The organism is Nocardioides nanhaiensis (assembly GCF_039542785.1).
GTDB lineage: Bacteria > Actinomycetota > Actinomycetes > Propionibacteriales > Nocardioidaceae > Nocardioides > Nocardioides nanhaiensis.
In genome coordinates this window covers 1176944-1189736 of the sequence record NZ_BAABIM010000002.1, presented here as the reverse complement: position 1 = coordinate 1189736, position 12793 = coordinate 1176944, and the positions used below count along the sequence as shown (strand labels likewise).

Sequence of the window (12793 nt, the reverse complement as noted above, 5' to 3'; positions counted from 1 at the left end):
CCGCCTGCTCGTCGAGACCGAGAGGTTCCCATGACCCGACGCACCACCGCGCTCCCGACGGGGCTCGCCGCCCTCGCCCTCTGCCTGGCCCTCGCCGGCTGCGGCGGCCAGGACGACGACGACGCCGCGACCGACCCGGCGTCGAGCCAGAGCCCCAGCGAGACCCCCAGCGAGACCCCCAGCCAGCCCGAGGAGCAGGAGACCGAGATGCCCGGCAACGACGGTGCCGGCGGCGCCGCCCAGGACGCCGCGATCGCCGACCTGGCCCAGCGCCTCGGCGTCGCGCCCGAGGAGGTGACCGTGACCTCCAGCGAGGCCGTCACGTGGCGCGACGGCAGCCTCGGCTGCTCCGAGCCCGGGATGATGTACACCCAGGCCCTCGTGGAAGGCACCCGGATCGTGCTCGAGTCGGGGGGGACGAGCTACGAGTACCACGCCGGCGGCAACCGGGCGCCGTTCCTCTGCGAGAAGCCCACGCAGTAACGGGGTGCGACCGCGCGTCGCGGCCTCCTAGGGTGGGGTCGTGAGCGCGCACCTGGTGACGAAGGACCTCGCCGGGGGGCACGCCCACCGCACCCTCTTCGAGGGCCTCGACCTCACCGTGGCGCCCGGTGACGTGGTGGGGGTCGTCGGTGCCAACGGGGCCGGCAAGACCACCCTGCTCCGCATCCTCGCGGGCGATCTCGCGCCTCTGGGTGGAACCGTGAGCACTGCTCCGAGTGACGCCTTCGTGGGGTGGCTGCCGCAGGAGCACGAACGGATCCCCGGCGAGACGGTGGCGCAGTACGTGGCCCGGCGGACCGGCGTCAGCGCCGCCACCGAGGCCATGGAGCGCGACGCGGAGGCGCTCGGTGATCCCGACGGCGCCTCGGCCGCCGTCGAGGAGGCCTACGCCCGCTCGCTGGACCACTGGCTGGCCAGCGGCGCCCCCGACCTGGAGGACCGGCTCGGCCCCACCATGGCCGACCTCGGTCTCGACGTCGACGCCGCGACCCCCATGACGGCGCTCTCCGGCGGCCAGGCCGCCCGCGCGGCACTGGCGGCGCTGCTGCTCAGCCGCTTCGACCTGACCCTGCTGGACGAGCCCACCAACGACCTCGACCTGCCCGGCCTCGAGCGCCTGGAGGCCTTCGTGCGCGGCCTGCGCGCCGGGGTGGTGCTGGTCTCCCACGACCGCGAGTTCCTCGCCCGGGTGGTGACACGGGTCGTCGAGCTGGACCTGGCCCAGCACGCCGTCCACGTCTACGACGGCGGCTACGAGGCCTACCTGGAGGAGCGCGCCATCGCCCGCCGGCACGCGCGCGAGCAGTACGAGGAGTTCGCCGACACCAAGGCCGACCTGGAGCGTCGCGCGCGCGTGCAGCGCGAGTGGAGCAGCCAGGGCGTGCGCAACGCCATCAAGAAGGCGCCCGACAACGACAAGATCCGGCGCAAGGCCAGCGTCGAGTCCTCGGAGAAGCAGGCGCAGAAGGTGCGGCAGATGGAGTCGCGCATCGCCCGGCTCGACGAGGTGGCCGAGCCGCGCAAGGAGTGGGCGCTGCAGTTCTCGGTGGGCGCCGCGCCCCGCTCCAGCTCGGTGGTGGCGACCCTCGACCACGCCACCGCCACGTTGGGCACCTTCACGCTCGGCCCCGTCTCGCTTCAGCTCAGCGCCGGCGACCGGATCGGCGTCACCGGCACCAACGGTGCCGGCAAGACCACCCTGCTGCGGCTGCTGCTGGGCCGTCTGACGCCCACCACCGGCCGCGCGGCGCTCGGCGCCTCGGTGGCGATCGGTGAGATCGACCAGGCCCGCACGGGTCTCGACGACGCCCAGCCGCTCGGCACCGCCGTCGAGCTGGCGCTGCCCGAGCTGACGCCGGCCGAGGTGCGCACCCTGCTGGCCAAGTTCGGGCTCAAGGCCGACCAGGTCACCAGCACCGTTGGCGCGCTCTCACCGGGGGAGCGCACCCGGGCCGCGATGGCGCTGCTGCAGGCGCGCGGCGTCAACCTGCTCGTGCTCGACGAGCCCACCAACCACCTCGACCTGCCCGCCATCGAGCAGCTCGAGCAGGCGCTCGAGGGCTATGAGGGCGCGCTGGTGCTGGTGACCCACGACCGGCGGCTGCTCGACCAGGTGCGGCTGCACCAGCGCTGGCACGTGGACGCGGGCCGGGTCACCACCACGATCGTGGGGTGACCCGACCCGCGCTTGCTCGGCGTCGATCCAGGCTCAGGGCAGGGGCTCAGGCGCCGACGCGGTCGTCGTCCTCGTCCTGCGCCTTCGCGGCGGCAGCCTTCTCCTCGGCGGGGCTGGGGCGCTTGTCGATGAGCGAGGCCACGACGCCGATCGTGAGGATCAGGCCGATGCCGGCCAGGCTGACCTCCGGACCGACCTTGCCCCAGATCTCGCCGTAGACCATCTTCAGACCGATGAAGATCAGCAGGACGGCGAGCGCCGCCTTGAGGTGACGCAGGCGCTCCACCAGGTCGGCGACCAGGAAGAACAGCGGCCGCAGACCCAGCAGCGCGAAGGCGTTGGCGGCGAAGACGATGTAGGTGTCGCTGGTGATCGCCAGGATCGCGGGCACCGAGTCGACGGCGAAGACGACGTCGACGACGGCGATCGCGAACAGCGAGGCACCACCGAGGGTCAGCGCGCGCTTGCCGTCGATGCGGCCCAGCAGCTGGCCGGGCTTCTCGGCCTCGGCCAGCGGGAAGCGGTCGCGCAGCTTGGCGACCATCTTCTCCTCCGAGCCGTGGTCGCTGCGGTGGGCCCACATCTTCCAGCCGGTGTAGATCAGGAAGGCGGCGAAGATGTAGGCGACCCAGGAGAAGTTGTTGAGCAGCGCGGCGCCGGCCAGGATCATCACCAGGCGCAGCACGAGCGCGCCGACGATGCCGTAGGTCAGCAGGCGGTGCCGCTCGGCCACCGGTACGGCGAAGGCGGAGAAGACCAGCAGGAAGACGAAGACGTTGTCGAGCGACAGCGACTTCTCGACCAGGTAGCCCGAGAGGTAGAGCTGGGCGTCACCGCCGCCGCGGGTGAACAGCAGGACGGCGCCGAAGGCCAGGGCGATGGCGACCCAGATGGCGCTGGCGATCGCGGCCGCACGCAGGGACATCTCGTTGCGGCGGCCGACCACCAGCAGGTCGATGACCAGCAGCACGGTGATGCCGCCGGCCAGGGCGAGCCAGGGGAACAAGTCGTTCATGGGGAGGGTGAGTCCTCTCGCGAATCGGGAACACGGTTCGCGAAGGTCTCTCCGCCCCTGCGGGGCCGCGGGGACCGGGTCCGGCGATCTGCGCCGAGCCGTAGTGTCGATCCTCCGCCGACGGGATACTCCCCTTCGACCTTCTCCAGGGTACCCAGTGGCGCACGAGCGATTCCAATCGAGGACGTCGCGCGACGGCGGTCTGGACCGCCGCGGCGTCCGACCGGTGGGCACCGGGTTCTGCTGCCTGCCTCGGGTGCGGCTGGCACACTCGTCCCGTGAGGTCGGCGATGAGGGCCGCGGTCCTGACGTCGGTGCTGCTGGCCACCCTCGTCGGGTGCTCGGGCGACCCCGGGGAGCCGCAGCCGGCCCCGCCGCTCACGACCGCACCGACGGACGCGCCGGCCTTCGATCCCGCGGCGCCGCCGGCGCTCGGCGTCATGGCGCTGGTGCCGCGCTCGATGACCGACCTCGCGGTCAGCGACTACGAGCAGGTGCGCCTGGACCTCGGGGTGCCCGACCTGCAGGGCTCCGACCCGCGCGCGGAGAGCGACCGGTTCTGGGAGCGCGCCGAGCGCACCGCCTCCCTGCTGGGCCCCAACGTGCTGCGCGAGGTCGACGACCAGCTGGCCGCCGAGTTCGGCTGGACCTCCGACGACGTCGACTGGCAGGCCCTCTTCGGCGGCCCCGAGGGCACCGGCTGGGTGCTCAAGATCCGCGACGACCTGCCCATGGGCGACGTCTCCCGCGCGGTCGAGGCCGGCGTCGGACCGCTGGCGGGCGCCGTCGTGGTCGCCGAGAGCCACCTGGTGACCCGCAACGCCGAGGGCAACGGCGAGGCCAGCTGGGCGGCCGAGCCCGAGCTGACGGCGCTGGCGGGCGCCGAGAGCCCCGGCGTCTTCGTCAGCAGGACCTGCGTCACCGAGGACTCCCTCGTCCCCGAGGGCGAGCTGGCGCCGGTGCCTGCGGCCGACGTCGAGGACCTCGACGAGCTCGGGCCGTTCTCGCTCACGCTCGGCTCGGAGCTGGCCACCGCGCAGCTCGGCAGCGCCCGGCCCGACGCGTTCTCGCGGCTGGGCCTGCCCGGCGTCCTCCCGGCCACCGACCCCGACTTCGACGAGGTCTTCGTCCGCCCCGTGGCCGACCCCGGCGGTGGTCGGCTGGGCTGGGAGATCACCGACCCCGCCGCGGCCGCCGACCTGGCGCTGCGCCGGCAGCTGCCGTTCGCGGTGTGCGGGGGCTGAGCCCGCAGGTCAGGCGCCGGCCAGCGCGTCGTACTCCGCGGCGCTGTGGGCGCAGAAGACCGTGACCTCGTCGCCGTGGTCGCGGCGCAGCTCGCGCAACCGCTCGGTGTTGGCGCGTCGGGCGGCGTCGTCGGCCGCGAGCGCGCGCTGGACGACGGCCAGCCGCCGCGACCCGGCGGGCGGCGTCGCGGTGTCGCCGGCGTCGAAGTAGGCGTCGCCGGCGTGCAGCAGCCACCCACCCCCGGGGCGGGGGACGGCGACGCCCGTGTGGCCGCGGCTGTGGCCGTGCAGCGGCACCAGCAGCACGTCGTCGCCCACGGCCTGGGTGGCCTCGAAGCCGAGCCACCTCTCGCCGTCCGCCCGGTGTTCGACCCAGTGTGGACCGTGCGACCACTGCGCAGAGACGTAACGCATCCGTTCGCTGATCTTCGGGCTGCGCGCCGCGGCCAGCTCGGTGGCGTGCACGTGCACGCGCGCCTGCGGGAAGTCGCCGATGCCACCGACGTGGTCGAGGTCGAGGTGGGTCAGGGCGATGTCGGTGACGTCCTCGGGGCGGTGGCCCAGCGCGCGCACCTGCGCGAGCGCCGTCTCGGCGGCGTCGAGAGCCGGCCGCATGAAGGCCCGGAAGGGCGCGCCCAGCCTGCGCGGCTGCGCGAGGTCCCCGGTGCCGAAGCCGGTGTCGACCAGGAGCAGGCCCTGCGCACGCTCGACCAGCAGCACGTGCGCGACGAAGCGGCCGACGCCGGGAGGGCGGAAGGTGCCGCAGTTGAGGTGGTGGACGCGGGTGCTCATCCGGCGATGCTGGCAGAGAGGGTCAGCCGGCGTCGAGGTCGTGCAGCCGGCGGACCGTCGGCGAGGTGGGCACCTGCGCCGGCGTCGGGTAGGTGCCGAGCAGCCGGTCGGCGGTGCCGGCCGAGGTGACCGTGAACCAGTAGTGCTCGTTCTTGTAGTGGTGCAGGCGGTGGTTGCGCCACACCGCGCGGAAGGAGCGGCTGCGAGGCCGGTAGTCGCTGTGCACCAGGTAGTGCGTCCACTCGTAGCCCAGCTTGAGGCCGTAGATGCTCACCAGCAGCGTGAGCGCCGCCGGGAGGCTGGGGACCGTGAGCAGCGCGACCGCCACGTAGGCCGGGAGCAGCCACAGCAGCGTGCGCCAGGGGATGAAGACCAGCGGCACGTCGCGGGGGTCGGCGTGGTGGGCGCGGTGCTCACGCGCCAGCAGTGGGTCGATGCGCACCGGGCCGAGCTGCCGGGGGCGACCGTGCAGCAGCGCCACGTGGATCACCCGCTCGATCAGCGGGAACAGTGCCACCAGCGCTGCCGGGACGAGCAGCTCCCACCACGAGCCGCCACCCACGAGCACCCGCGCGACCACCGACCCCACCAGGAACGCGGTGATCATCGGCGGGCTCGGGTGGCGCCAGAAGTCCGCCCACGCCCGCCCCAGCGTGACGACGTCGCGCCGTCGCGCGCCGGTGATGCGGCGCTCGTCGGCGGCCAGGCGCGCGGCGGCCAACTTCTCGAGGTCGGGCTGCGGCGTCGTCATCGGGGCTCCTGGGTGGGGGAGTCGGGCTGGTCGGTGCTGTCGAGCGCGGCCAGCGCCGCGCTGAGGTTCTCGGTGGCGGGCCGCAGCACCCGCTCGGCGGCAGCGCGGGCCGTGCCGGGATCGCCACCCGCGACGGCGTCGGCGAGCACCCGGTAGGCGGTGAGCTGCCCCAGCTCGGCGGCCACCAGGGGGCCGAGCGCCTCGAGCGCGGGCTCGTATGCCGCGCGCAGGCTGTTGAACATCAGCCGGAAGACCGGCGAGTCGGCGGCGTCGACCAGCGCGTCCCAGAAGGCCAGCGCGTGCAGCTGCCGGGCGACGGCGTCCTGCGTGCCGGCCAGCCGGTCGAGCAGCTCGGCCAGGGGCTGGGCCAGCGCGGGGCCGCTGCGCTCCGCGGCGAGTGCCGCCACGGTGGGGCCGACGGCGAGTCGCGCCTCGAGGATGCTGCGGGCCACGGCGGGGTCGAGGCGTCCGCGCCGCACCAGCAGCTGGGGCAGCAGGTCGAGCCCGGCGGCGCGCCGGATGTCGCGGACCGTCGTCGCCCCACCCTGGCGCACCTCCAGCAGCCGCGCCTGGGCCAGGCGCTGCAGGGCCTCGCGCACCGCGGGCCGCGACACCCCGAGCACCTCGGCCAGCCGGCGCTCGCTGGGCAGCGCCTCACCCGCGCCCCACCCGCCGTCGACCACCTCGGCCAGCACCTGGTCGAAGACCTCGTCGGGCACGGAGCGTCGCTGGACCGGGTGCAGGGGCATGACCCGCACCCTGCCGCACCACCTGGCTGCTGGTCAACTGGTCAGACCAGTGTTCAGCGTCCAGCACGATAGTCCGCAGCAAACTGGTCGCTGTTCTCGCCCGAGCGCGACCATCTTGCTGCGGACTATCGGGGGTGGGGCCTGCTGGAGGTCCCGGCTATCGGTCGCGGCGGGGGAGCAGCGAGGCCGGGTTGAGCAGCGCTCGCAGGCGCCGGAGGGGGGAGCGGGCGGCGGTCAGACGCGTGCGCTCGGCCTCCACCAGCGACCAGAAGCGCTCGGCCTCCGCGTCGTCCGGCGGGTCGGGGGCGAAGACGAGCACGTCGGCGCGCTCGGCCATCGTGCCGACCGCAGCGCCGGCGCCGGGCTCCAGCCACTGCGCCTGCGCCGGCCGGGTCAGACCGCCGGGTACCGCGGTGCCCAGGTCGCGGGCGGCGTCGACCAGCTCCTCCCAGCCACCGCTGACCCGGTCGCTGGGCCGCGCGGCCAGCCGACGGCGCCGTCGGCGCCACCATTTGAGGGCCGGCACCAGGCCCACCAGCGCCACCAGCAGCACGACGACGAGCAGCCACCGCAGCACCGTGCCCAGCACTCCGGAGCCCTCCTCCGCGGAGTCCGCCAACTCCGAGTCCGCGGAGTCCTCCGGCTCGGGCTCGGGCCGCTCGGGCTGCTGGCGCGGCGGCGAGGTGTCGTCGGGGGTCTGCTCGGGGAAGATCCGCTGCGGCGGGGGCGAGCCGGCCGGCCGCTCCTCCTCCTCGCTCGGAGGAGGGCGGCGGCCCATGAACGCGGCGGTGGGCAGGGTGCGCCAGGAGCCGTCGGCCACCCGCAGCTCCACCCAGGCCTCGACGTCGCGCCCGCGCACGATGCCGCGCCCCGGCAGCACCGCGCCCACCACCACCCGGGCCGGGACGCCGAGCCGGTTGGCCATCAGGGCCATGGCGGCGGCGTACTGCTCGTCGTTGCCGGCGGTGGTGGCGGCCAGCACGAACTCGCGGCCCAGCCTCAGCTGTGAGTGCCCCGCGGCGTAGTCCTCCTCGCCGCGCGCGGCGCCGTCGGTGTAGTAGCCGGTGCGCTTGAGCCGGCGCGCCACCTGCAGCACCGCCTCCATCGGCGAGGCGGCTCCCGCCGACCACGCCTCGACGGCGGGGTCGAGGAAGGCCCCGGCCTCGGCCAACCCGGGTGCCAGGTCGGGGAAGGGCTCGTCGTCGGGGGCGGGCAGCTCGACCTCGGGCAGCCGCACCCGGGCGGCGTAGTCGGTGCCGGGCGCGAGCTCGGGGGTGGTCACCAGCCCGCTGCCGGCGGCGGGGTCGAAGCGCAGCTGCTCGGTGAGCGCCTCCCTCTCGGCGCCCAGGAACGTGAACCCCTGCACAGCCCCCGCGGTGGGCACCCACGGCACCGACCAGCCGCCCAGCGCCGTGACCACCGCCTCGGCCGGCGTGCCCGCCGCCGGGTTGTCGACGGTGCTGGCCAGGCGCAGGTAGCGGTCGTCGATGCGCGCGGGATCGGTCTGCTCGGCGGCGCTCCAGCGCTCGCCGTCGTAGGCCTCGAGCACGGCGATCCGCACGCGGGTGCCCGGCTCGACGCCGCGCACCCGCAGCAGTCGCGCGTCGAAGACGTTGCCCTCGGAGGCGGGTCGGCGACGCGTGTAGTCGCGGAAGTCGTCGAGCGGCGTGCGCACCGGTGCGGGGTCGTAGGCGGGCAGCGAGCCGCGCAGGACGCGCCGCTCGGTGAGCGGCGTGCCGCCGGCCAGCAGCAGCGCGACGACGACGGCGCCCGCCACCATCGCCGGTCCGACGGCGGCGCGCCCGGCCCCGGCCGGGAAGAGCGGCCCGCGTCCGCGCGAGCGGGTCGGGGGCAGAGCGCCCGGCTTCGGTGCCGCCGCAAGCCCGGGCGTCGTCCCGCGGCCGGCCGATCCCGACTCGGCCGACTCGCTCTGCCGGGTGCGGACCCGCAGCCACACCAGGGCCAGCACCACGAAGCCGATGCCGTGCGCCACCACGGCGACGGTCTCGGCGCGGGCGGCGGCGAGCACCACGAGCAGCTGCACCAGCTGCGGCAGCAGCGGGCGCCCGGGCACGTCGGAGCGCATCGCCAGGGCGGCGCTCAGCCCGGCCGCGAGCAGGCAGAGACCGGCGGGTGGCAGCAGCGTGGCGCCGGCGGCGTCGAGGGGCGGGTGGGTGCCCACCAGGGCGCGCCAGCCGTCGAGCGTGCCCGTGGTGCCGGCGCCGAGCGCGTCCAACCCCCACAGGGCGTCGACGCCTCCCCCCACCGGCCCCGCGGCCACCACGTAGACCAGCACCAGCGCGAGCGTGACGTGCTCGGCGCCGCCCCCGAGCGAGACCACCGTGACCGCCACCGCCAGGCCCACCAGCACCGCGCCGAGGCCGAAGAACCACAGCCCCGCTCCGCGGTAGGTGGCCGCCCACCCCACCAGGGTGGTGGCGGTGAGCAGCCCGGCGAGGCCGACGTCGTACCAGTCCTCGGCGAGCAGGGTTCGCTGGCGGTGCGCCCCCCTCACCGGAGCGCCGCTCTCACGAGACCACCCCGAGTGCGCCGCGGGCCGCGGCCGCCAGCAGCCGCGGCAGGTCGTCGAGGTCCGCGACCACGAGCGTGCCCGGTCCGCCGGGTCCGCTCCGGGCCTCCGGCGAGGTGTCGGCGCGGAGCACCAGCACCCGCACGTCGGCCGGGAAGACCGCCCTGGCCTGCTGCACCGCGCGCGCCTCCAGGCCGCGCCCGCCCACGAGCACCAGCAGGCTGGCGTCACGGGCCTGCGCCGCCAGCCGCCGGGCCGCGTCCACGAGCCCGTCGCCGGGGGAGCCCATCCGGGCGCGGCAGGTGGCGTCCAGCACGGCGCGCACCGGGCCGGTCGCGCGTTCGGCGCCGCACCCGAAGGTCAGGTCGACGCCGTCCTGCGCCAGCCGCACCAGCACCGAGGCGGCCACGCTCAGCGCCAGCTCCAGCTCGCGGGGGCCGCCGAAGGCCGCCGCCGTGTCGTCGACCAGCACGACGCCGTGCGAGCGCCGCGTGTCGTGGTACTGCCGCACGTGCAGCTGGCCCACCCGCGCGGAGGAGCGCCAGTGCACGTGGCGCAGGTCGTCGCCGCGCACGTACTCGCGCAGCGCGTGGAAGGACAGGTCGCTCATCGAGATCTCGTCGCTGGGCGTGCCCTCGAGGTCGCGCACGAAGCCGGGCCCGAGGTGCTCGACGCCGATCATCCGCGGGCGCACGTACAGCTCGACGGCGGCCGCCAGCGGCATCCGGCGCACCACCAGCCCGAGCGGGTCGGTGCGCCGCGTGGTGGCGGGCCCGACGCGGCGCACGCCGCGCTCCAGCGGCGGCAGGGCGAACCGCACCTGCCCGGGCGTCCCGCGGCGCAGCACCGGCAGCCGCACGGTGGCGGCCGGCGCCCCGGTGCGGCTGGGGCGCGAGACATCGAGGTCGAGGTCCACCAGGGCACCGCTCAGCGGCTCGCCGCCCTCCCAGACGGCGTGCAGGACCCCGCCGGCGTGCTCGCCGGCCGTGGTGCGGTCCGGCACCAGCTCCAGGCGGCCGCGGGCCCGCGCGGGGAGCCGCACCAGCCCCAGCGCCACGAGCAGCAGCAGCACCGCCGTCAGGCCCACCACGCGCAGCGCCGGCCAGCCGGCGGCCACCCCGACCACCAGGCCCACGACGCCCAGCAGCAGCACCGAGCGGCCCGACGTCGTCAGCACGCGCAGCGGCCGGGCGAACCGCCCCACCGGGCGGCCCAGGTCCGGGAGGCTGAGCTCGGCCACGCCCGCCGCTCAGCCCCGCCGCGTGGGCGGCGGCACGGCGGCGAGCAGCTCGGCCACCACGTCGTCCACGGCGACGCCGTCGAACTGCGCCTGGGCCTCGAGCACCAGGCGGTGGCACAGCACGGGCTGCGCGAGCTGGTGCACGTCCTCGGGCACCACGGTGGTGCGGCCCTGCGAGGCCGCCCAGGTCTTGGCGACCCGCACCAGCGCCAGCGCCCCGCGTGCCGAGAGGCCCATGGCCACCCGCGGATGCTCACGGGAGGCCTCGGCCAGCTGCCGCACGAAGCGCGCGATCGCGGCGTCCAGGCTCACCTCGGAGGCCATCTGCACCATCTTGGCCACGTGCTCGGTGGTGGCGATCGGCCGCACGAGCGTGGCCCGGTCGCGCAGGCCGGCGTCGAGGAGCAGCGCCTCGGTGGCGGCGGCGTCGGGGTAGCCCACCGAGATCTTCATCAGGAAGCGGTCCAGCTGCGCCTCCGGCAGCCGGTAGGTGCCGGCCTGCTCCACCGGGTTCTGGGTGGCGATCACCATGAAGGGGCGCGGCACGGGGTGGGTGACGCCGTCGACCGTGACGTGGCCCTCCTCCATCACCTCCAGCAGCGAGGATTGGGTCTTGGGCGAGGCGCGGTTGATCTCGTCGGCCAGCACGATGTCGTGGAAGATCGGGCCCGGGTGGAACTCGAAGGTGCCCTTGGCCTGGTCGTAGACCGTGACGCCGGTGACGTCGGTGGGCAGCAGGTCGGGCGTGAACTGGATGCGTGCGTGCGTGCCGCGCACCGTGGCGGCCAGCGACCGCGCCAGCATCGTCTTGCCGGTGCCGGGCAGGTCCTCGAGCAGCAGGTGGCCCTCGGAGACCAGGCAGGTGAGCGCCAGGCGCACCACGCGCTCCTTGCCGAGCACGGCCTGGCCCACGTTCTCGACCATCTTGGTGAAGGCGTCGGCGAACCACGCCGTCTGGTCGTCGCGGAGGGGCACCCGGAGAACGGTAGGGCACGGGCGGTGTCGCCGGGGTCGGTCCGGCCGCTCCGTACCCTGGAGGGGTGCGCCGCTACCTGACCCCCGTGATGGTCGGGGCTCACCTGCTCGCGCTGGTCTGCGTCACGGTGGCGGGTCTGCTGGGCTACTGGCAGCTGGACTCCTGGCAGGCGCAGCGCACCGTGGAGGCGCGCGACCTCACCGGCGCCACCCCCGTGCCCCTCGACGACGTGCTGGGCCCCGACGACGGCTTCCCCGGCGAGGAGGTCGGCCGGCCGGTGCAGGTGCAGGGCACCTGGCTGGCCGACGAGACCGTCTACGTGGCCGGTCGTGACCGCACGGACGATGCCGCCGGCGACGAGCCGGGCTACTGGGTGCTCACGCCGGTGACGACGACCTCCGGCTCGGTGCTGCCCGTGGTGCGCGGCTGGACGGCGCGGGTGGGCTCCAGCCCGCCGCCGATGGGCCCGGACGCCGACCTCACCGCCTGGCTGCAGCCCTCGGAGGGTCCCGGCGAGCCCCTGGCCGGCGACGACGCGGCCCGCGGCGACGTGCTGGGCTCGGTGCGCACCGCCGACCTGGCGCAGCGGGTCAGCACCGACTTCTACAGCGGCTACGCGATCGCCCAGGAGCCCAGCGGCGGCCTGGCCGCCGTCACGCCGGCACAGCTGCCCCAGCCCGACCGCTTCACCGGGCTGCGCAACCTGCTCTACGCCCTGGAGTGGTGGGTCTTCGGCGCGTTCGCGGCCTTCATCTGGTGGCGCTTCGTGCGCGACGCCGGCGAGGCCGCCCGAGTGGCCGAGGCCGCCGCTGCGACGGCGCCGCCACGGCGCGACACCGAGGACGACCCGGTAGGTTCGACACCGTGAGCGAGCTCGACCCGCACCCCGTGCAGGACCACCACGACCACGACCACCAGGCCCCCACCGCCGAGGACGTGCGCACCCCGCTGCGCGCCTACCGGGTGATGGCCACGGTCGTCGGCGTGCTGCTGGTGGTGCTGTGCCTGGTCGGCCTGCCGCTGCACTACGGCTACGTCGTCAGCGACGCCGCCTGGCTGGCCAAGGACTCCGGCACCGGGTGGCAGCTGGGCTCCGACATCTCCGAGTACCTCGGGGTGGCGCACGGCTGGCTCTACATGATCTTCCTGTTCTGTGCCTTCTGGCTCAGCCGTCGGGCCCGCTGGGAGCTCGGCTTCACCGCCGTCACGCTGCTCTCGGGCACCGTGCCGCTGCTGTCGTTCTGGGCCGAGCACCGCGCCACCCGGCGGGTGCGCGCGCAGGTGCCGGAGCTCGCGGCCGCTCGATGACGCCGTGAC

At 75.3% G+C, this 12793-nt stretch carries 12 protein-coding genes; 5 read left to right on the top strand and 7 right to left on the bottom strand.

Going from position 1 to position 12793, the window contains the following annotated elements; all coding sequences use genetic code 11:
- Positions 1 to 30 precede the first annotated feature (30 nt).
- Positions 31 to 483 (top strand): hypothetical protein, encoded by a 453-nt coding sequence (locus ABD948_RS13820; RefSeq protein WP_345266724.1) that lies wholly within the window; start codon positions 31 to 33, stop codon positions 481 to 483.
- Positions 484 to 523: 40 nt separating this feature from the next.
- A complete protein-coding gene (locus ABD948_RS13815) occupies positions 524 to 2179 on the top strand; it encodes an ABC-F family ATP-binding cassette domain-containing protein (RefSeq protein ID WP_345266722.1) in 1656 nt (551 codons plus the stop codon).
- A gap of 46 nt (positions 2180 to 2225) precedes the next feature.
- Here the strand turns inward: ABD948_RS13815 and ABD948_RS13810 are convergent, their stop codons facing one another.
- Positions 2226 to 3194 (bottom strand): TerC/Alx family metal homeostasis membrane protein, encoded by a 969-nt coding sequence (locus ABD948_RS13810; RefSeq protein WP_345266720.1) that lies wholly within the window; start codon positions 3192 to 3194, stop codon positions 2226 to 2228.
- 278 nt (positions 3195 to 3472) lie between these two features.
- Here ABD948_RS13810 and ABD948_RS13805 point away from each other — a divergent pair, with 278 nt between their 5' ends.
- The gene (locus ABD948_RS13805) at positions 3473 to 4438 is read left to right on the top strand and encodes a hypothetical protein (RefSeq protein ID WP_345266718.1); all 966 of its coding nucleotides are present in this window, start codon (positions 3473 to 3475) and stop codon (positions 4436 to 4438) included.
- Between the two features lie 9 nt (positions 4439 to 4447).
- On the opposite strand, the gene ABD948_RS13800 is transcribed toward ABD948_RS13805, so the two are convergent.
- From ABD948_RS13800 to ABD948_RS13775, 6 genes are all read right to left on the bottom strand, one after another.
- On the bottom strand, positions 4448 to 5230 hold the full coding sequence (locus ABD948_RS13800; protein WP_345266716.1) for an MBL fold metallo-hydrolase: 783 nt from the start codon (positions 5228 to 5230) through the stop codon (positions 4448 to 4450).
- Positions 5231 to 5252: 22 nt separating this feature from the next.
- The gene (locus ABD948_RS13795; protein WP_345266714.1) at positions 5253 to 5981 is read right to left on the bottom strand and encodes a sterol desaturase family protein; all 729 of its coding nucleotides are present in this window, start codon (positions 5979 to 5981) and stop codon (positions 5253 to 5255) included.
- Positions 5978 to 6730, bottom strand: coding sequence for a FadR/GntR family transcriptional regulator (locus tag ABD948_RS13790; RefSeq protein WP_345266712.1), 753 nt, complete (start codon positions 6728 to 6730; stop codon positions 5978 to 5980). The genes ABD948_RS13795 and ABD948_RS13790 overlap by 4 nt, the downstream gene beginning before the upstream one ends.
- Before the next feature lie 157 nt (positions 6731 to 6887).
- The gene (locus ABD948_RS13785) at positions 6888 to 9245 is read right to left on the bottom strand and encodes a transglutaminase-like domain-containing protein (RefSeq protein WP_345266710.1); all 2358 of its coding nucleotides are present in this window, start codon (positions 9243 to 9245) and stop codon (positions 6888 to 6890) included.
- Between the two features lie 13 nt (positions 9246 to 9258).
- Complete coding sequence (locus ABD948_RS13780; RefSeq protein WP_345266708.1) at positions 9259 to 10500, bottom strand: DUF58 domain-containing protein; 1242 nt, start codon at positions 10498 to 10500, stop codon at positions 9259 to 9261.
- A gap of 9 nt (positions 10501 to 10509) precedes the next feature.
- On the bottom strand, positions 10510 to 11475 hold the full coding sequence (locus ABD948_RS13775; protein ID WP_345266706.1) for an AAA family ATPase: 966 nt from the start codon (positions 11473 to 11475) through the stop codon (positions 10510 to 10512).
- 65 nt (positions 11476 to 11540) lie between these two features.
- Here ABD948_RS13775 and ABD948_RS13770 point away from each other — a divergent pair, with 65 nt between their 5' ends.
- Complete coding sequence (locus tag ABD948_RS13770; protein WP_345266704.1) at positions 11541 to 12344, top strand: SURF1 family protein; 804 nt, start codon at positions 11541 to 11543, stop codon at positions 12342 to 12344.
- Positions 12341 to 12784 (top strand): DUF3817 domain-containing protein, encoded by a 444-nt coding sequence (locus tag ABD948_RS13765; RefSeq protein ID WP_345266702.1) that lies wholly within the window; start codon positions 12341 to 12343, stop codon positions 12782 to 12784. The genes ABD948_RS13770 and ABD948_RS13765 overlap by 4 nt, the downstream gene beginning before the upstream one ends.
- Positions 12785 to 12793 lie beyond the last annotated feature (9 nt).